The 17,574-nt window shown below is 64.3% G+C and carries 19 protein-coding genes; 16 read left to right on the top strand and 3 right to left on the bottom strand.

Translation table 11 applies throughout. From position 1 onward, the window contains the following. The first annotated feature begins 99 nt into the window (after window positions 1–99). The gene (locus LMTR3_RS17780) at window positions 100–483 is read left to right on the top strand and encodes a VOC family protein (protein ID WP_176721940.1); all 384 of its coding nucleotides are present in this window, start codon (window positions 100–102) and stop codon (window positions 481–483) included. A gap of 137 nt (window positions 484–620) precedes the next feature. On the opposite strand, the gene grpE is transcribed toward LMTR3_RS17780, so the two are convergent. Both grpE and hrcA read right to left on the bottom strand, forming a co-directional pair. Beyond that, window positions 621–1,238, bottom strand: a complete 618-nt coding sequence (grpE, locus tag LMTR3_RS17775; RefSeq protein WP_065746354.1) for a nucleotide exchange factor GrpE — start codon at window positions 1,236–1,238, stop codon at window positions 621–623. A gap of 177 nt (window positions 1,239–1,415) precedes the next feature. Further along, the gene (gene hrcA, locus LMTR3_RS17770) at window positions 1,416–2,504 is read right to left on the bottom strand and encodes a heat-inducible transcriptional repressor HrcA (protein ID WP_065746353.1); all 1,089 of its coding nucleotides are present in this window, start codon (window positions 2,502–2,504) and stop codon (window positions 1,416–1,418) included. Between the two features lie 282 nt (window positions 2,505–2,786). Here hrcA and rph point away from each other — a divergent pair, with 282 nt between their 5' ends. From rph to hemW, 3 genes are read left to right on the top strand one after another with little or no spacing between them, the layout of a single operon-like run. Next, window positions 2,787–3,500, top strand: coding sequence for a ribonuclease PH (rph, locus tag LMTR3_RS17765; protein WP_065726161.1), 714 nt, complete (start codon window positions 2,787–2,789; stop codon window positions 3,498–3,500). Between the two features lie 11 nt (window positions 3,501–3,511). Further along, window positions 3,512–4,141 (top strand): RdgB/HAM1 family non-canonical purine NTP pyrophosphatase, encoded by a 630-nt coding sequence (rdgB, locus tag LMTR3_RS17760; RefSeq protein WP_065746352.1) that lies wholly within the window; start codon window positions 3,512–3,514, stop codon window positions 4,139–4,141. Further along, complete coding sequence (gene hemW / locus LMTR3_RS17755) at window positions 4,134–5,303, top strand: radical SAM family heme chaperone HemW (RefSeq protein ID WP_065746351.1); 1,170 nt, start codon at window positions 4,134–4,136, stop codon at window positions 5,301–5,303. The genes rdgB and hemW overlap by 8 nt, the downstream gene beginning before the upstream one ends. A gap of 194 nt (window positions 5,304–5,497) precedes the next feature. Here hemW and LMTR3_RS17750 read toward each other — a convergent pair whose 3' ends face one another. Further along, window positions 5,498–6,709 carry a penicillin-binding protein activator gene (locus LMTR3_RS17750; RefSeq protein WP_065746350.1) on the bottom strand — a complete coding sequence of 404 codons (1,212 nt, stop codon included), beginning with the start codon at window positions 6,707–6,709 and terminating at the stop codon, window positions 5,498–5,500. Between the two features lie 233 nt (window positions 6,710–6,942). Between LMTR3_RS17750 and rsmI the strand changes: the two genes are divergently transcribed. The 12 genes from rsmI to LMTR3_RS17690 all read left to right on the top strand — a co-directional run bounded on the left by rsmI (window position 6,943) and on the right by LMTR3_RS17690 (window position 17,572). Next, entirely contained in the window at window positions 6,943–7,890 is a 948-nt protein-coding gene (gene rsmI / locus LMTR3_RS17745) for a 16S rRNA (cytidine(1402)-2'-O)-methyltransferase (protein WP_065746349.1), read from the top strand. After that, window positions 7,877–8,290, top strand: a complete 414-nt coding sequence (locus tag LMTR3_RS17740; protein WP_065746348.1) for a YraN family protein — start codon at window positions 7,877–7,879, stop codon at window positions 8,288–8,290. The genes rsmI and LMTR3_RS17740 overlap by 14 nt, the downstream gene beginning before the upstream one ends. Before the next feature lie 29 nt (window positions 8,291–8,319). Beyond that, a complete protein-coding gene (gene gshB / locus LMTR3_RS17735; protein ID WP_065746347.1) occupies window positions 8,320–9,267 on the top strand; it encodes a glutathione synthase in 948 nt (315 codons plus the stop codon). Between the two features lie 262 nt (window positions 9,268–9,529). Further along, a complete protein-coding gene (locus LMTR3_RS17730; protein ID WP_141686669.1) occupies window positions 9,530–10,372 on the top strand; it encodes a hypothetical protein in 843 nt (280 codons plus the stop codon). Between the two features lie 194 nt (window positions 10,373–10,566). Continuing rightward, window positions 10,567–11,538 carry an MBL fold metallo-hydrolase gene (locus LMTR3_RS17725; RefSeq protein WP_065746345.1) on the top strand — a complete coding sequence of 324 codons (972 nt, stop codon included), beginning with the start codon at window positions 10,567–10,569 and terminating at the stop codon, window positions 11,536–11,538. A gap of 185 nt (window positions 11,539–11,723) precedes the next feature. After that, window positions 11,724–11,906: a hypothetical protein gene (locus LMTR3_RS37720; RefSeq protein ID WP_141686668.1), complete on the top strand. Its 183-nt coding sequence runs from the start codon at window positions 11,724–11,726 to the stop codon at window positions 11,904–11,906. A gap of 152 nt (window positions 11,907–12,058) precedes the next feature. Next, window positions 12,059–13,597 carry a YifB family Mg chelatase-like AAA ATPase gene (locus LMTR3_RS17715; protein ID WP_065746343.1) on the top strand — a complete coding sequence of 513 codons (1,539 nt, stop codon included), beginning with the start codon at window positions 12,059–12,061 and terminating at the stop codon, window positions 13,595–13,597. 258 nt (window positions 13,598–13,855) lie between these two features. Then, entirely contained in the window at window positions 13,856–14,053 is a 198-nt protein-coding gene (locus LMTR3_RS17710; RefSeq protein ID WP_065746342.1) for a nitrate reductase, read from the top strand. A gap of 7 nt (window positions 14,054–14,060) precedes the next feature. After that, window positions 14,061–14,342, top strand: coding sequence for a 4Fe-4S dicluster domain-containing protein (locus LMTR3_RS17705; protein WP_065746341.1), 282 nt, complete (start codon window positions 14,061–14,063; stop codon window positions 14,340–14,342). Beyond that, on the top strand, window positions 14,339–14,602 hold the full coding sequence (locus LMTR3_RS17700; protein ID WP_065746340.1) for a chaperone NapD: 264 nt from the start codon (window positions 14,339–14,341) through the stop codon (window positions 14,600–14,602). The genes LMTR3_RS17705 and LMTR3_RS17700 overlap by 4 nt, the downstream gene beginning before the upstream one ends. Window positions 14,603–14,606: 4 nt before the next feature. Continuing rightward, the gene (gene napA, locus LMTR3_RS17695; protein ID WP_065746339.1) at window positions 14,607–17,102 is read left to right on the top strand and encodes a periplasmic nitrate reductase subunit alpha; all 2,496 of its coding nucleotides are present in this window, start codon (window positions 14,607–14,609) and stop codon (window positions 17,100–17,102) included. Then, window positions 17,075–17,572 carry a nitrate reductase cytochrome c-type subunit gene (locus LMTR3_RS17690; RefSeq protein ID WP_065746338.1) on the top strand — a complete coding sequence of 166 codons (498 nt, stop codon included), beginning with the start codon at window positions 17,075–17,077 and terminating at the stop codon, window positions 17,570–17,572. The genes napA and LMTR3_RS17690 overlap by 28 nt, the downstream gene beginning before the upstream one ends. Window positions 17,573–17,574: the final 2 nt, after the last annotated feature.

The raw sequence follows: 17,574 nt of genomic DNA, 5'->3' as shown, positions 1-17,574 counted from the left end.
CGGCGCAACCTACCTCGCGGTATTGGCGAGGTAACGCAATGCAAGGAGTTGCCCGTGATCAGTCCAAGCAAAAGCGAAGCACCGCGCCTTTACCCGACGATGCGCTGCCGGGATGCCGAAGCGATGATCCGCTGGCTCGAGGAGATCGTTGGCTTCACCGAACGTGTCGCCTACCGCAACGGTGGCGCGGTTCAACATGCCGAGCTTGCCTACGGGCCCTCGCTCCTCATGCTCGGCCAGAGCCGCGACGATGAATATGGCAAACTCGTCGGTGATATAGGCGGCCGCCGCACCGACGCGCTCTATGTCGCGGTCGACGATCCCGACGCGCTGTATGCCAAAGTGAAGGCCGCCGGCGGCAAGATCGAAATGGAACTGCGCGACACCGACTACGGCAGCCGCGATTTCGCCTGCCGCGACCCGGAAGGCAATCTCTGGAGTTTTGGCACCTACCGACCGAAGGCGGACGAGAAGCCGCTGTAAGTCCAAGCGGGCATCAGACCCTCATCCTGAGGAGCGCGCCTGCGCGCGTCTCGAAGGATGAAGGCCGAGATGCTGCAGCGGGGCCTTCATGGTTCGAGACGGCGCTGACGCGCCTCCTCACCATGAGGGTCTAGCGTCTATGCCGCGCTGTTCGGCTCGTTGTTCGCCGGGGCTGCCTTGGCGCCGCCCTTCGATACGCCGACCAGCGCCGGACGCAGTATGCGTTCGCCGATCATGAAGCCGGCCTGCACGACCTGAACCACCGTCCCTGCCGGAACGGACGGATCGGGCACTTCGTACATCGCCTGCTGAAAATTGGGATCGAACTTCTCGCCCGATGGATCGAACTTCTTGACGCCGTTCTTCTCCAGCGTGTTCAGCAGCGAGCGCTCGGTCAGCTCGACGCCTTCGATGAAAGCCTTCAGCGCCGGGTCGGCGGTGGCCTTCGTCTCGGCCGGCATGGCATCGAGCGCGCGCTGCAGATTGTCGGCGATTTCGAGAATGTCGCGGGCGAAGCCGGTGATGCCGTAGGCGCGCGCGTCGGCGACTTCCTTGGCGGTGCGCTTGCGCAGGTTTTCCATCTCCGCCAGCGTGCGCAGCATCTTGTCGCGTGCTTCCGCCGCTTCCTTCGTCAACGCCTCGACCGATCCTTCCTCGGGATCGTCGGGCATGATGTAGGGTTTTGAGACCACGGGTTCGCCGGTCTGGTTGGCGGGTTGTGCCCCGTCGTCACTCGGCCGGTTGGGATCGGTCATAAGACTGCCTTCTCAAAAAACGCATCTGGTTGGATGGGGATTTGCTGAGCGGGATATCGTGCTTTAGGGGCCGAAAATCAAGCGCTCCATAGCGTTTTCGAGCGAAGTGGGCACCGGTTCGCGTGAAGAAAAAGCGTCAAAACGACAAAGCCCGGATTGGGGTCGATTCGTGGCGGATCAGCCGCCCAGCATCCGGCTGACAATGCGGGCGGCGTAATCCACCGTCGGAATCACCCGTGCATAGTTCAGCCGTGTCGGCCCGATCACGCCGAGAACACCGACGATACGGCCCGAAGCGTCGCCATAGGGTGCGATGATGGTCGAGGAACCGGACAGCGAGAACAGCTTGTTCTCCGATCCGATGAAGATCCGCACCCCTTCGGCGCGCTCGGCCCGGCCCAGCAGGTCGATCACGCCGCGCTTGGTCTCGAGATCGTCGAACAATGATTTGACGCGTTCGAGATCTTCCAGCGCGTGCAAATCTTCCAGCAGGTTGGCATGCCCGCGCACGATCAATTGCCGGTCGTCGTTTTCGCCGCCCGACCAGCTCGCAATGCCAGCCTCGATCACCTTCTGCGTCAGTTGGTCGAGCTCGATGCGGCTCTGCGCCATCGCGGTTTCGAGCTCTAACCGCGCTTCGGCGAGCGTACGGCCGCGAATCCGCGCATTGAGAAAATTGCTCGCTTCGGTCAGTGCCGAGGAAGGCACGCCGGGCGGCAGCGACAGCACACGGTTTTCGACCTGGCCGTCTTCGCCGACCAGCACCACCAGCGCGCGCTCCGGCTCCAGCCGCACGAACTCGATGTGTTTCAGCCGCGAATTGGATTTGGCGGTCAGCACCACCGCAGCCGCACGGGTCAGGCCGGACAGCCGCGTCAGCGCCTCGCCGAGCGCCGCCTCGACCGACTGCGCCCGGCCGACGGAGGCAAGCTGGTTCTGGATCGATTCCCGTTCCGGCTCGGTGAGGTCGCCGACCTGCATCAGGGCGTCGACGAAGAAGCGCAAACCGAGTTCGGTGGGCAGGCGGCCGGCCGAGGTATGTGGCGCATAGATCAGGCCGAGCGCTTCGAGGTCCGACATCACGTTGCGGACGGACGCCGGCGACAGCGGCACCGCGATCAGGCGCGAGATGTTGCGCGAGCCGACAGGGTCGCCGGTCGCGAGATAGCTCTCGACGATTTGACGAAAAATGTCGCGCGAGCGCTCGTTGAGCTGGGCGAGCCCAGCATGCGGCGCGATCAGGCCTATCGGATCGTGGTGGGCCACTGCTAACTCCCTGATACTCCCTAATTTGTCGATCCGGCGGGCCGATGACAAGCGCCGCTTTCGCCGTAGCGTTTTCGAGCGAAGCATGCCCTCGGGCTTGATCCGGGGGTGGATGCCGGTTCGCGCAAAGAAAACGCGTCAAAACAAGAAGGTAGAGGTTCGGTTCTAATTGATTCAGAACCGAACTCTACCCCGAAACAAGGCAAAAACCCTTGCCGCTGCCCGCTCCCCCTCCTACAAGCACCGCGAACGAATTTTCGCTCGATTTTGGAAGGATTCCCCATGCGGCCGAGCCGCCGTGCGCCCGATCAATTGCGCCCCGTGTCGCTGGAACGCGGCGTGGTTAAATATGCCGAAGGTTCCTGCATGGTGAAGTTTGGCGACACCCATGTGCTGGTCACGGCCACCCTGGAAGAACGGCTGCCGCCCTGGCTGAAGGGGCAGGGCCGCGGCTGGGTCACCGCCGAATACGGCATGCTGCCGCGCGCCACATTGGAGCGTACGCGCCGCGAGGCCGCTGCCGGCAAGCAGGGCGGCCGCACCGTCGAGATCCAGCGGCTGATCGGCCGCTCCCTGCGCGCAGCCGTCGATCTCGAAGCGCTCGGCGAGCGCCAGATTACGGTCGATTGCGACGTGATCCAGGCCGATGGCGGCACCCGCACGGCCTCGATCACCGGCGCCTGGGTGGCGCTGGCCGACTGCATCGGTTGGATGAAGAACCGCAACATGCTGAAAGCCAACGTGCTGCGCGACAATGTCGCCGCGATCTCCTGCGGCATCTATCAGGGCACGCCGGTGCTCGACCTCGATTATGCCGAGGATTCCGAGGCCGAGACCGACGCCAATTTCGTCATGACCGGCGACGGCCGCATCATCGAGGTGCAGGGCACCGCCGAGAAGACACCGTTTTCGCAAGACGAGTTCCTGGCGCTGATGGAACTGGCGCGCAAGGGTGTCGCGCGTCTGGTGGACTTGCAGAAACTGGCCGTCGCGTAGTCTGATCGCACATGCACCGTCGAATCACCGGCCGGCTCGTGATCGCGACCCACAATCCCGGCAAGCTCGCCGAGATGAAGGAATTGCTCGCGCCGCACGGCATCGAGGCGGTTTCCGCCGGCGAGCTGGGTCTCGGTGAGCCCGAGGAAACCGGCCAGACGTTTCGCGCCAATGCCGCGATCAAGGCGATCGCGGCGGCGAAAGCCGCGCAACTGCCGGCCTTTGCCGATGATTCCGGCCTCGTCGTCGATGCCCTTGACGGCGCGCCCGGAATCCATTCGGCGCGCTGGGCCGGCAATGGCAAGGATTTCAAGGCGGCGATGACCAGGATCGAGCGCCTGTTGCAGGAGCGCGGCGCGACCACGCCCGACAAGCGAAGTGCGCATTTCGTCTCGGCCCTGTGCGTCGCCTGGCCCGACGGCCATCTCGAAGAGGTCGAGTCCCGCGCCGACGGAACCCTGGTCTGGCCGCCGCGCGGCACTGCCGGTTTCGGCTATGATCCGGCATTCCTGCCTGACGGGCACACGCGGACCTTTGGCGAGATGACGTCCATCGAAAAGCACGGCCTGCCGCCCCTTGGGCTTGGCCTGTCGCACCGGGCGCGGGCCTTCGTCAAACTGGCGGAGATCTGCCTTGGCTAGTCGCGAGCGACCCCGCCCCAAAGATGCCTTCGGCGTCTACGTGCACTGGCCGTTCTGCCTGTCGAAATGCCCCTATTGCGATTTCAACAGCCACGTTCGCCACGCACCGATCGACGAGAAGCGCTTTGTGCGCGCGTTTGCGCGTGAGATCGAAACCACGGCAGCGCGCGCACCGGGGCGAACCGTCACATCGATCTTTCTCGGCGGCGGCACGCCTTCCTTGATGCAGCCGCAGACTGTCGGCGCGATTTTGGATGCGATCGGCAAGCACTGGCGCGTCGCCGGCAATGTCGAGGTCACGCTCGAAGCCAATCCAACCAGCGTAGAAGCGACGCGGTTTCGCGGCTATCGCGCAGCCGGCGTCAACCGCGTCTCGCTCGGCGTGCAGGCGCTCGACGACGCCTCGCTGAAGGCGCTCGGACGGCTGCATACTGCGCGCGAGGCGCTCGATGCGGTAGCGATCGCGCGCACCGCGTTCGATCGCTATTCATTCGACCTGATCTACGCCCGCCCCGACCAGACGCCGCGGATGTGGTCGGATGAACTGAAGCTCGCGATCTCCGAAGCCGCCGAGCACCTCTCGCTCTACCAACTCACCATCGAGGAAGGCACGCCGTTCTTCGGCCTTCACGCCGCAGGCAAACTCAAGACACCGGACGAGGCGGTGGCGCGTGCGCTCTACGACGTGACGCAGGAAGTCTGCGCGCATCATGGCTTGCCGGCCTACGAGATTTCCAATCACGCCCGCGAAGGCGCGGAGTGTCAGCACAATCTCGTCTATTGGCGCGGCGAGGAATATGCCGGCATCGGTCCCGGCGCGCATGGCCGCCTCGACATCGACGGCGCGCGACACGCCACCGCGACCGAGAAGCGCCCGGAGGCCTGGCTGATGCGTGTCGAGGCCAACGGCCACGGCGTCGTCACCGACGACCACCTCAACAGCGAAGAGCGCGCCGACGAATTCTTGCTGATGGGACTGCGGCTCGCCGAGGGCATAGACCCACGCCGCTATGCGGCATTGTCCGGTCGCACGCTCGATCCGAACCGCATCGCCATCCTGCGCGCGGAAGGCGCGATCTCCGTCGACACCGACGGCAGACTGCGCGTGACGAAGGACGGCTTCCCCGTGCTCGACGCCGTCGTGGCCGATCTCGCCGCGTAGATGCTGTCGTTCCTGCGAACGCAGGAACCCATACGCCGCGGCCCGCGCAAGAGGCACAAGCGGCGACGGCTTCTCTCAAAACCAACAATGGTGGCTATGGGCCCCTGCGTGCCGCCTTCGCTAAAGCTTCGGCGCCCCTCGCTCCTACCCCGGCGAAGCCTTCGGCGTAGACGGGTCGCAGGGGCGACGAAAGATCACGCCCCAAAACTCTTAGGCGACCCCGCAACCGGCGTGCTGCCGCCGCTGGCGACTTTCATCACCGCAAGCCCGCGCTCGTTGGTGCCGTCGGAGCGGAATCGAAACAGCCCGTCGATGCCGGCAAAGCCCGACGGGTTGGTCAGCGTCTCCGGCGCAAAGCGTTGGCCGCCCTGCTGCTTCGATAGCGCAGCAACCAGCGCGACGGCATCATAAGCCAGCGTTGCGGTGCGCACGGGGTCCGCTCCATATTTGGTACGGTAGCGGCCGGCGAAGGCGCGGAAGCCCGACGGATCCGGTGCAGCATAAAGTCCGCCCTGCAGCGTCGCGCTCGCATAGACGCGCGGATTGTCCCAGAGCCCGGTGCCGAGCAACTGGATGTTGCGCAGATTGGCGCCCGCCGAGGTCAAGGCATCCGCCGCTGCCACGACGGATTCGCCATCGTCGGCGATGAACAGCGCGTCCGCCGAGCCGAGCGATTGCGCCACCGTCCGCGCCGCGCCGGCGCGATCGGCGGTGTATTTTTCGAAGGCGACGATGCGCCCCTTGCGGCCGACCGCCTGCTTGAACGCCGCTTCCACCACATTGCCATAGGCATTGTCGGGCAACAGCGCCGCAAACGACCGCTTTCCGATGCTGGCCGAATAATCGACGATCCGGTTGACGTCTGATTCGGGCAGGAAGCTCAGCAGATAAACCCCGCGTCCGGCGACGCTGGAATCGGTCGAGAACGCGATCACTGGGATATTCCGCGCGCGCGTCAGTTGCGCGGTCGCCGGCACCGAGGCCGCAAACAGCGGGCCCAGAACGATTTCCACGCCCTCGCCGAGCGCCTCCTGGGTAACCTGCTGGGCGCCCTGCGGACTGCCGCCGTCGTCCTTGATCAGAAGCTGAATGTTCGGATTCTGGAATTCCGCCAGCGCCATCTCGGCCGCGTTCTTCATCGATTGCGCGGCGACGCCGGCATTGCCGGCGGCCGAAAGCGGCAGGATCAGGCCGACTTTGACCTGCCCGGTGCCGACCGCGAGCGGCTGCTGCTGCGGGCCTGGCGGCCCCTCGGGCGCGGACGGGCCGAACGGGTTGGAAACCGGGCCGCCGGCGCAGGCGCCGAGCAGCGGCGCGCCGAGAATGAGACCAAGCGCCGTCCGCCGGGTCGGTCCTGTGGGCCGGAGATCCGGGAATCCATGCTTGCGATTGAGCGGGCCTACCATTCTGTCTCTTCTCTTGACCGACCGCCGTCGGTCAGGATCCCGGCCTTCTGGGCCACGGCACCTGAACCGCTACTGAACCCTACTTGCGGGATTCTGCATATTGTCGAGAATTAGTTAACTAAAACAAAAGGATTACAGTTTTCGTCGCACCTTGCCGGTCGCCTGGAACTTCGGTTGCGCTTCCCATACCGCCAGATATAGCGCTTGCACCAGGACCCCTTTAGATTGTCGTCATGCGCGCAAAGCCCAGCTACGTCTCCGATACCGAACCGGGTTCGGCCGTCAGAACATTTTTGATTGGCGGCCACACTCTGAATGCCCCGAAGCCGGTTGCCGGCCTCTACCTGGTAGCAACCCCGATCGGCAATCTCGGCGACATCACCTTGCGCGCGCTGGAGACCCTGGCCGGCGTCGACATCATCGCCTGCGAGGACACCCGCATCACCCGCCGCCTGATCGAGCGCTATGCGATCTCGGCGGAACTCAAGCCGTATCATGAGCACAACGCGGCGATGGCGCGGCCGAAAATCCTGGAGCGGCTGGCGCAGGGCGCTTCGATCGCGCTGGTGTCGGACGCCGGCACGCCCCTGATCTCCGACCCCGGCTTCAAGCTGGTGCGCGAGGTCTCTGCCGCCGGCCATGCCGTGATCGCGGTGCCCGGTGCGTCCTCGGTGCTGACGGCGCTTTCGGTCGCAGCACTCCCGACCGACCGGTTTTACTTCGAGGGATTTTTGCCGTCCAGGCAAGTCTCGCGGCGAACGCGGCTGGCCGAACTGGCAAGGATCGACGCCACGCTGGTGATGTTCGAATCCGGCAACCGCGTGCAGGAAACGCTCACCGACCTCGCCGCGATCATGGCCGGGCGCGACGCCGCGATCTGCCGCGAACTCACAAAGCTGCACGAGGACATCAAGCGCGCCCCCATCGCCGAGCTGGCAAGGACGGCCGACACGCTGGAGACTCGCGGCGAGTTCGTGGTCGTGATCGGCCCGCCGCGCAAGGACGCCGACGTCATGACCCAGCACGACCTCGACGACCTGCTGCGATCGTCGCTGGCGCGCGAAAGCGTCAAGGACAGCGTCGCACACGCGGTCGAGCTTTCGGGCCGCCCGCGCCGTGAGGTCTATGCCCGCGCGCTGGAGCTCGCAAAGGAAGTCAGGGGCGACGATGGCGAAGACTGACGGCGCCACGCCGCCTGATGCGACCACGAAACTCGCTGCGCCCGAGCGGGTCGCGGCGTTTCGCACCGGGCTATCAGCCGAAAGCCGCGCCGCGGCCTACCTGATGGCCAAGGGCTACCGCATTCTCGCAAAGCGCTTTCGCACCCCCTATGGCGAGATCGACCTGGTGGCGAAACGGCGCAATCTTGTGGCTTTCGTCGAGGTCAAGGCTAGAGCTAGCCTCGATGATGCCGCCTACGCCGTCACGGCGCGCCAGCAGGCCCGCATCATCGACGCCGCCCAAGCCTGGCTTATGGTGCATCCCGAGCATGCCGAATTCGAGCTCCGTTTTGACGCTGTCCTGATTGCGCCCAGGCGTCTGCCACGCCATCTGTTAGCGGCATTCGACGCCAGCGTTTAAGATTCCCTCCAGAGACCCGGACCTCACTCATGAAACTGAATATCGCCGTCCAGATGGACCCCATCGCGCGTATCAACATCCGCGGCGATTCGACCTTTGCCCTGATGCTGGAAGCGCAAAAGCGCGGGCACAGCCTTTCCTATTTCACGCCGGACACGCTCTCGCTGCGCGGCGAGGAGCTGGTGGCGCCGGTGCAGCACCTCACCGTGCGCGACGAGGTCGGCGATCACTTTACGCTGGGAGAACCGAAGCGCGAGCCGCTCGAGGCCTTCGACGTCATCCTGTTGCGGCAGGAGCCGCCGTTCGATATCGCCTACATCACCTCAACGCATTTGCTGGAACGAATCCATCCCAGGACGCTGGTCGTCAACGATCCCGCCAGCGTGCGCAACGCGCCGGAAAAGATGTTCGTGCTGAACTTTCCTCAGCTAATGCCGCCGACGCTGATCTCGCGCGACCTCGACGAAATCAATTCGTTCCGCGATGAGCATGGTGCGGTCGTCATGAAACCGCTGCACGGCCATGGCGGCGCGGCGGTGTTTCGCGTCATGCCTCAGGACATGAATTTCGGCTCGCTGTTCGACATGTTTTCCGTCACCTTCAGGGAGCCCTGGGTGATCCAGCGCTTCCTCCCCGAGGTGAAGCACGGCGACAAGCGCATCATCCTGGTCGACGGCGAGTTCGCCGGTGCCGTCAACCGCGTCCCCGCTCCCGACGACCTCCGCTCCAACATGGTGCGCGGCGGCGCAGCGCAGGCGACCGACCTTACCCCGCGCGAGCGCGAGATTTGCGACACGCTGGGCCCGGACTTGCGCGAACGCGGCCTGCTGTTCGTCGGCATCGACGTGATCGACGGCAACCTCACCGAGATCAACGTGACCTGCCCCACGGGCATCCGCGCGATCCAGCGTCTCAACGGCCCGGATGTCGCGGCAAAAATCTGGGATACCATCGAGAAGAAGCGCACCGGGAAATAATTTCCCCTCGCGCGACCAACTCATTCGCAGCGCGCGCATACGCGACCGGACTTAAGCCGGATGAATTGCGTGCGCCTCCTGCCGGCCGATCGGAACCGAAGAGGAGAGCCGCGGCACCGTTCTGCTACGCCGCCGGGAGTGGCCCGCTGGATTCCAGGACGCTATCGCCATGTGATCCCATATTCTATCATCATGCGGCCATTGTTTGGGCAAGACTGCACGGAGCGCTGCCGGATGCTCGGCCGGCCACCTTCGGATGACATTGGACGGAAAGGAAACGCCAATGAACTCCACACCGAAAGAAACTGAACCCCACGATGCCCTGAGCGTGCGCGCCGATGAGAGGCTCGCGCAGGCCCACGAACAGATCAAACGCGCGGATGAGCAACTCGCGCGGTTGACTGAACAGGTTGCAAAAATGGAGCGCGATACTGCGCGTCCGACTTCGGCACGACCTGACCCGCAATCACCGGAAAAAAGGCCGGCGCTCCGCACCCTGGCCGCCTTGCCCCTGGCAGCGTGTATCATTGTCGCTGCGCTGGTTTTGCAGTCGTCCTATAGCGGCGGAGCCAAGCAGGTTGTCGCCTGGTGGGCGCCGCAGCCCGTTTCAACGCCATCATTGCCGCCGGAAGATCCGCCATCGCCCGCGCAGCCTGCGCCATCTACCGTTGAGGTGGTCGCCGCGGAGGCAGCGGCACCGCAAGCGTCCTCACCGCAAACAGCGCCACCGCAAGCACCGACCTTGGCTCAGGCCGCACCGCCGCAAGACGCCTCGCCGCCAACGACCGCCGCGCCCCCCGAACAGACCCAGTTGCTGCAGACGATCGCGCGCGACCTCGCGAACCTGGAGCGAAACGTCGAACAGCTCAAGGCGAACCAGCAACAAATGGCGGGCGACAATGCAAAAGCCATTGGGGAGCTGAAGGCGAGCCAGGAAGAGATGAAACGCGATCTCGCGAAGGTCTCCGAGCAGACCCCGCCCAAGACGTCAGCGCGTCCGACCCAGCCGGCTCCGACCTTGCGCAAACCAGAGCGGTCGCAGCCGCAAGCGAGGTCGCGGCCTCGATATCCAAGGGAGTGGATGTACGACGACTACGATTGGTAGCTGCCGATGCTGATCTTTCGAAATCTGTCCTGCAACATCGCTTCGACGCGATGCAGCGCGTCATCGTCATTTTCGCATCCCTGTCGTGCCTTCTCCTCCCACTTGCCAATTTCGGGAAGCGGGAGCAGCCTGCAGGCACGGATGATTTCGTCCGGGCACGTACTGCAATCAATAAAATTAGTGGAGGAAGACGCATGACGACGAATCTTTCGCGACGGTCTTTGCTTGCGCTCGGCGCCGGGTTCGGTGCGACAACGATGCTCGGCGGCAGCGCTCTGGCCAAGGCGCCAAAGCTCGGCACGCAGACGCCCTACTGGCACCGCTTCATGCTCGGCGACGCCGAAGTTACCGTCGTCTCCGACGGCCCGCTGCCGCTCGGCGATCCCTCCGGCACGTTTACCGGCGTGCCGAAGGAGGAAGTGAAGAAGATGCTGTCCGACAACTTCCTCAATCCGGACAACGTCGTGCTCGAACAGAACTCGCCGATCGTGAACACCGGCGACAAGCTGATCCTGTTCGATACCGGCATGGGCACGTCAAAAGCATTTGGCCCGACCACCGGCCAGCAGCAGAAGAACATGATGGCGGCCGGCATCAAGCCTGGAGACATCGACGCCGTGGTGTGCTCGCACGCCCATATCGATCACATCGGCGGCCTGGTCGGCGCCGACGACAAGCCGCTATTCCCGAACGCGCAGGTCTACATCGCCCAGAGCGATTTCGATTTCTGGACCGATGAAGGCAAGCTCGGCAGTCCGTTGAAGGATTTTATCATCCACGCCCGCAAGAACCTGATGCCGGTGCGCGACCGCATCGTCTTCATCAAGGACAACCAGGAATTCCTGCCCGGCGTCACCGCGCTCGCAGCGCCCGGCCACACCGTCGGCCACACCATCTTCATGGTCAGTTCGAAGGGCAAATCCTTCTGCTTCCTCGGCGACCTCTCGCATCACGCGGTGCTGCTGTTGGAGAAGCCGCGGATGGAATTCTCCTACGACAGCGACCCAAAGCAGGCGGCCGCCTCGCGGGTGAAGATGCTGGACATGCTCGCCGCCCAGAAGATCCCGGTCATGTCCTATCACTTCGCCTGGCCCGGCTACGGCCACGTCGCCAGGAATGGCGACGGTTTTAGGTATTATCCCGAGCCGATGAACATGCAGCTCTGAGAAGGACGCTTGATTTGGGGTCGGCCGGTGGCCGGCCCCGGATCATCCAGGTGCTGCCGCACACCTGCGTGCGTGCGGCTGAGATGCTGAGGGCCTTCATCGAAAGGCCCCATCTTGGGAACCATCGCGCATCGCCGAAATTGGTCTTTCCTCAGCGCTTGGCAGCCAGTTTGGAGGCCCGGCAAATGACCAAGGATATGGTAGCTATCGGAGCCGGGATGCTCGTCGTCTGGCTCGCTGTGTGGAGCGTCCGGGGTAGCCCCGAGAATGAGAGCCCTGCAAAGACAGAGGCGATGCGCGTTCTCGCCGACGATCCGGCGCTGAAGCTAATTTCTGAGCACAGCCCGTACATGCGAACGGAGCGCTAGCGGCGACGCGGCTCGAAATGCCGACGATCGGTTGAGCACCGGAATGTCGATGCAGGATGTGCGCTGACAGGCCTAGGCGCATAATGTTCTCTGAATGTTCTTGACTTGCTCTCCGGTTCCCCGCTACCTTCGATTGCGTCTCGGGGGGCAGCATGGTTGCGCGGGTATCTACCGTAGCTTTTGAGGGGATCGAGGCCCGTGCGGTCGACGTGCAGGTGCAGGTCGCGCCGGGGCTGCCGGCGTTTGCGATTGTGGGGCTGCCCGACAAGGCGGTGTCGGAGGCGCGCGAGCGGGTGCGCTCGGCGCTGATCGCCTCGGGGCTGGCCCTGCCGGCGCGGCGGATCATCGTCAATCTCGCGCCGGCCGATCTGCCGAAGGAGGGCAGCCATTACGATCTGCCGATCGCGCTCGGCCTGATGGCGGCGATCGGCGCGATCCCGCCGGATGCGCTCAACGGCTTTACCGTGCTCGGCGAACTCGGGCTCGACGGCTCGATCGCGCCCGTCGCGGGCGTCTTGCCGGCGGCAATCGGCGCGAACGCCCGCGAGGAGGGGCTGATCTGTCCCGCGGCGTGCGGCTCCGAAGCGGCCTGGGCGAGCCCGGACATCCAGATCATCGCGGCCAAATCGCTGATCCAGATCGCCAACCATTTTAAAGGCACGCAGGTGCTGTCGCGGCCGCAGCCGAAAGTGCACGAGCCGGAAGCGACGCATCTGGACTTGCGCGATATCAAGGGCCAGGAGAGCGCCAAGCGTGCGCTGGAGATCGCGGCGGCCGGCGGACATCATTTGCTGATGATCGGCTCGCCCGGTGCGGGCAAGTCGATGCTGGCGGCGCGGCTGCCTTCGATCCTGCCGCCGCTGTCGCCATCCGAACTCTTGGAAGTGTCGATGATCGCCTCCGTCGCCGGCGAAATCCGCGACGGCGCCTTGACCGCGCGGCGGCCGTTTCGCGCACCCCATCATTCCGCCAGCATGGCCGCGCTGACCGGCGGCGGCCTGCGCGCAAAACCCGGCGAGATTTCGCTGGCGCATCAGGGCGTGCTGTTCCTCGACGAACTGCCCGAGTTCGATCCGCGCGTGCTCGATTCGCTGCGCCAGCCGCTGGAGAACGGCGAGGTCTCGGTGTCCCGCGCCAACCACCGCGTTACCTATCCGGCGCGCTTCATGCTGGTCGCGGCGATGAATCCCTGCCGCTGCGGCCAGGCCTATGATCCCGGCTATTCCTGCAGGCGCGCACCGGTCGACCGCTGCACCGCGGATTACCAGATGCGCATCTCCGGCCCGCTGATGGATCGCATCGACCTGCGTATCGAGGTGCCGGCGGTCACCGCCGCCGATCTGATACTTCCTCCGCCAAGCGAAGGCTCTGCCGAAGTCGCCGCGCGTGTCGCCGCTGCCCGCAATATCCAGCTCGCGCGCTACGCCGCTGCCGGCATGCCGCACATCCGCACCAATGCCGAAGCGCCGGCTTCGCTGCTGGAGACGATCGCGCAGCCGGATGCACAAGGACAAAAACTTTTACGCGACGCCGCCGAAACCATGAAGCTGACGGCGCGCGGCTATCACCGCGTGCTGCGCGTCGCGCGCACGCTCGCCGACCTCGATCGTGCGGAAAAGATCGGCCGGCTGCATCTGGCGGAGGCGCTTTCGTATCGTGCGCTGGCGGAGGATTTGCGGCGCGCGGCGTAGTGCATCGCACCATCCCTGCTCGGCTCGGGCATCTCAAAGATCATTAAATGATCGAAGCGTTTGTCCTTCTTTGTTTGATCTAAATCAATCAAGGGTTCCCGGGCACAGCCAGGCTGGCATACGCGCGGTGAGCGCATCCTGCAGCAGGTCGGCCCCCGTTTGGTCCGGCTATGATGAGGACGGCAAAATTGCGGTCACCGGCGGGAACGCACGGCCGGCTCAATTGATTGTTCGATTTCGAGCGCGGCAGGTCCTTGCATGGTCGACACACCCGTTAGACATGGTGCGCAGCCCGGCAAGGCACCTGAGACCGGTCGTCGTGCTGAGCTGTTCGTCTTCGCCGTCATCGCCGCCTTCATCTGGCCGGTGGTCGCCGTCGGCGTGGTCGGCGGATATGGATTTCTCGTCTGGATGACCCAGATCATCCTGGGTCCGCCCGGCCCTCCGGGGGCATGAGATCGCCATGAAAACCCAAGGACCTTCACGCCGGGCACTCTTTCGCGGTCAACTTCTCTCCAAACCAATCGCCGTGATCGGCGATGGCTGCCTCGCCGAAGCCGGCATCGTCTGCCGATCCTGCGGCGATGCCTGTCCTGCTTCAGCCATTCGTTTCCGGCCCCGAATTGGATGGCCGCCTCAGGCCATGGTCAATGAAGCCGCCTGCACCGGCTGCGGTGAATGCGTCGGCGCCTGTCCGGGCGACGCCGTCACGCTGGGCGCCGCGCGTCACGAGGCTGCCTCGTGACCGGGAAAGCCACCATTCACATCTCGAGCGCGGTTGTCTCCGTACTGCCGAAGCGCCGGGATGAGGTGTTGCGCGGGCTCGCTGCTCTGCCTGACGTCGAGGTCCATCAACGCGACGCCTCGAAGATCGTCATCGTGATGGAAGCGTCCGACAGCGGAATCCTCGGAAGCCGCCTCGCCGAAATCGCCTGCTGGCAGGGCGTGCTGTCCGCAAACATGGTGTTCGAGCAGATCGATGACCTCGTCGAGATCGGAGACTAGTCACATGTCACTCTCGCGACGTGAACTATTGAAGGCACAGGCCGCCGCCGTCGCCGCTGCGGCAGCCGGCATCACCGTTCCAGCGACAGCGCAACCGGTGGCGGGCGGCATCGGATCGCTGGAGATCAAATGGTCGAAAGCCCCGTGTCGCTTCTGCGGCACCGGATGCGGGGTCATGGTCGGCGTCAAGGGCGGCAAGGTCGTCGCGACGCACGGCGATACGCTCGCCGAGGTCAACCGCGGGCTGAACTGTATCAAGGGATATTTCCTTTCCAAGATCATGTATGGCGGCGACCGCCTGACCACGCCGCTGCTGCGCAAGAAAGGCGGCGCATTCGACAAGAAAGGCGAACTGACGCCGGTGACCTGGGACGAGGCCTTCGACGTGATGGCCGCCCGCGCCAAGGCGGTGCTGAAGGAGAAGGGCCCGACCGCGCTCGGCATGTTCGGCTCGGGACAATGGACGATATACGAAGGCTACGCCGCGACCAAGCTGATGCGGGCCGGCTTCCGTTCGAACAATCTGGATCCCAATGCTCGCCATTGCATGGCTTCGGCGGCGGTCGCGTTCATGCGCACCTTCGGCATGGACGAGCCGATGGGCTGCTACGACGACTTCGAAGCCGCCGATGCCTTCGTGCTGTGGGGCTCGAACATGGCCGAGATGCACCCGATCCTGTGGACGCGGCTGACCGATCGGCGCTTGAGCCATCCGCATGTGAAGGTGGCGGTGCTCCAGACCTTCACCAACCGCAGCTCCGACCTCGCCGACATCCCGATCGTGTTCAAGCCGGGCACCGATCTCGCCATCCTGAACTACATCGCCAACCACATCATCTCGACCGGTCGCGTCAACAAGGACTTCGTCAAGAACCACACGACATTTGTAAAGGGCACCGTCGATATCGGATACGGATTGCGCCCGGATCATCCGCTCGAGGTCAAGGCAAAAGGCGCGGCCACAGCGGGCGCCACCCATCCGATCGACTTTGGTGCCTATGCGGCCTTTGTAAAGGACTACACGGTCGAGAAGGTTTCGGAGCTCGCCGGAGTCGAACGGGGTTTTTTGCAGGAGCTCGCCGAACTCTATGCCGATCCGAAGCGCAAGGTGATGTCGCTGTGGACGATGGGATTCAACCAGCATGTCCGCGGCGTATGGGCCAACCAGCTACTCTACAATCTGCACCTTTTGACGGGGAAGATCTCCGAACCTGGCAACTCGCCGTTCTCGCTGACGGGGCAGCCGTCGGCCTGCGGCACGGCGCGCGAGGTCGGCACATTCGCGCACCGTTTGCCCGCCGACATGATCGTCACCAATCCGGAGCACCGCAAACACGCGGAGGAAATCTGGCGCATCCCGCACGGGATCATTCCGGACCAGCCGGGTTATCACGCGGTCCAGCAGGACCGGATGCTTCGCGACGGCAAGCTCAACTTCTACTGGATCCAGGTGAACAACAACCTGCAGGCCGCGCCGAACAATTCCCGCGAGACCTATCCGGGTTACCGAAATCCCGACAACTTTATCGTGGTTTCGGACGCCTATCCGACCGTCACGGCGATGGCGGCCGATCTTGTTCTTCCCGCGGCGATGTGGGTGGAGAAGGAAGGCGCCTACGGCAATGCCGAGCGCCGCACCCATGTGTGGCGGCAACTCGTCAATGCGCCCGGCGAGGCGCGCTCCGACCTCTGGCAGATCATGGAGTTCTCAAAGCGGTTCACCACCGACGAGGTGTGGCCGGCGTCGATCCTGGACCAGAATCCGAACTACCGCGGCAAGACGCTGTTCGAGGTGCTGTTTCGAAACGGCAACGTGGACAAGTATCCCGCATCGGAAATTCCCGCCGAATACGAAAACCGCGAGTCGAAAACTTTCGAGTTCTACGTGCAGAAGGGCCTTTTCGAGGAATATGCCGCGTTCGGCCGCGGCCATGGGCACGATCTTGCGCCCTTCGACAGTTATCACGAGGTACGGGGGTTGCGGTGGCCGGTCGTCGACGGCAAGGAAACCAAATGGCGCTATCGGGAAGGTCTCGATCCCTACGTCAAGCCGGGCAAGGGCATCGACTTCTACGGCCAGAAGGACGGTCGCGCCCGAATCATTGCGGTGCCTTTCGAGCCTCCGGCGGAATCTCCCGACAACGAATACGATATCTGGCTGGTCACGGGCCGCGTGCTCGAACACTGGCACTCGGGATCCATGACCATGCGGGTGCCAGAACTCTACAAGGCGTATCCCGGCGCCAGGGTCTACATGCATGCGGAGGACGCGCGCGCCAGAAGGATCAATGAGGGCGCGGAGGTTCGGGTGGTTTCCCGGCGCGGGGAAATCAGAAGCCGCGTTGATACCAAGGGGCGCAACCGGATGCCGCGCGGCGTCGTCTTCGTGCCCTGGTTCGACGCCAGCCAGCTCATCAACAAGGTGACGCTGGACGCGACCGATCCCATTTCCAAGCAGACGGACTTCAAGAAATGCGCGGTCAAGATCATCCCGGTCTGAAGAGATTTCGCAAGCCCTTGGCGGGCGCCCTGCTCGGAGGCGTGCTGGCGTTCGCCTGCGGCGCGATCTACGCCCAGACGGTGCCGCGCGTCGTGCCACGCGTCACCGGAGCCACCGCGCCGATGGGCGACGTGCCGGCGCCGCCCTTGGGGCGGCCGGTCGTCGATGACAAGCGGGTCATGCGCAACTATCCGGAGCAGCCGCCGATCATTCCGCACGCGATCGAAAACTATCAGCTCACGCTCAAGACCAATCGCTGCCTCGACTGTCATCGACGTCAGTTCACCGAAGGCTCCGGCGCGCCGATGATCAGCGTCACCCACTTCATGGACCGCAACGGACAGGTCCTCGCCGATGTCACGCCCCGCCGATACTTCTGCACCGCCTGCCATGTTCAGCAAACCGACGTCCCGCCGCTCGTCCCGAGCACGTTCAAGGATATGCTTCTCGTCGGCTCCGAGCAAAAGTGAGA

The sequence above is a fragment of the Bradyrhizobium sp. LMTR 3 genome, from assembly GCF_001693485.1.
Lineage (GTDB): Bacteria > Pseudomonadota > Alphaproteobacteria > Rhizobiales > Xanthobacteraceae > Bradyrhizobium.
This window is presented reverse-complemented; position numbering and strand designations above follow the sequence as displayed.

Bases quoted from the DNA above. Each gene is read 5' to 3' on its own strand.
- LMTR3_RS17780 (WP_176721940.1), top strand. From the start codon at position 100: ATGCGCTGCCGGGATGCCGAAGCGATGATCCGCTGGCTCGAGGAGATC.
- grpE (WP_065746354.1), bottom strand. From the start codon at position 1,238: ATGACCGATCCCAACCGGCCGAGTGACGACGGGGCACAACCCGCCAAC.
- rph (WP_065726161.1), top strand. From the start codon at position 2,787: ATGCGGCCGAGCCGCCGTGCGCCCGATCAATTGCGCCCCGTGTCGCTG.
- rdgB (WP_065746352.1), top strand. From the start codon at position 3,512: ATGCACCGTCGAATCACCGGCCGGCTCGTGATCGCGACCCACAATCCC.
- LMTR3_RS17750 (WP_065746350.1), bottom strand. From the start codon at position 6,709: ATGGTAGGCCCGCTCAATCGCAAGCATGGATTCCCGGATCTCCGGCCC.
- rsmI (WP_065746349.1), top strand. From the start codon at position 6,943: ATGCGCGCAAAGCCCAGCTACGTCTCCGATACCGAACCGGGTTCGGCC.
- LMTR3_RS17740 (WP_065746348.1), top strand. From the start codon at position 7,877: ATGGCGAAGACTGACGGCGCCACGCCGCCTGATGCGACCACGAAACTC.
- gshB (WP_065746347.1), top strand. From the start codon at position 8,320: ATGAAACTGAATATCGCCGTCCAGATGGACCCCATCGCGCGTATCAAC.
- LMTR3_RS17725 (WP_065746345.1), top strand. From the start codon at position 10,567: ATGACGACGAATCTTTCGCGACGGTCTTTGCTTGCGCTCGGCGCCGGG.
- LMTR3_RS37720 (WP_141686668.1), top strand. From the start codon at position 11,724: ATGACCAAGGATATGGTAGCTATCGGAGCCGGGATGCTCGTCGTCTGG.
- LMTR3_RS17715 (WP_065746343.1), top strand. From the start codon at position 12,059: ATGGTTGCGCGGGTATCTACCGTAGCTTTTGAGGGGATCGAGGCCCGT.
- LMTR3_RS17710 (WP_065746342.1), top strand. From the start codon at position 13,856: ATGGTCGACACACCCGTTAGACATGGTGCGCAGCCCGGCAAGGCACCT.
- LMTR3_RS17705 (WP_065746341.1), top strand. From the start codon at position 14,061: ATGAAAACCCAAGGACCTTCACGCCGGGCACTCTTTCGCGGTCAACTT.
- napA (WP_065746339.1), top strand. From the start codon at position 14,607: ATGTCACTCTCGCGACGTGAACTATTGAAGGCACAGGCCGCCGCCGTC.
- LMTR3_RS17690 (WP_065746338.1), top strand. From the start codon at position 17,075: ATGCGCGGTCAAGATCATCCCGGTCTGAAGAGATTTCGCAAGCCCTTG.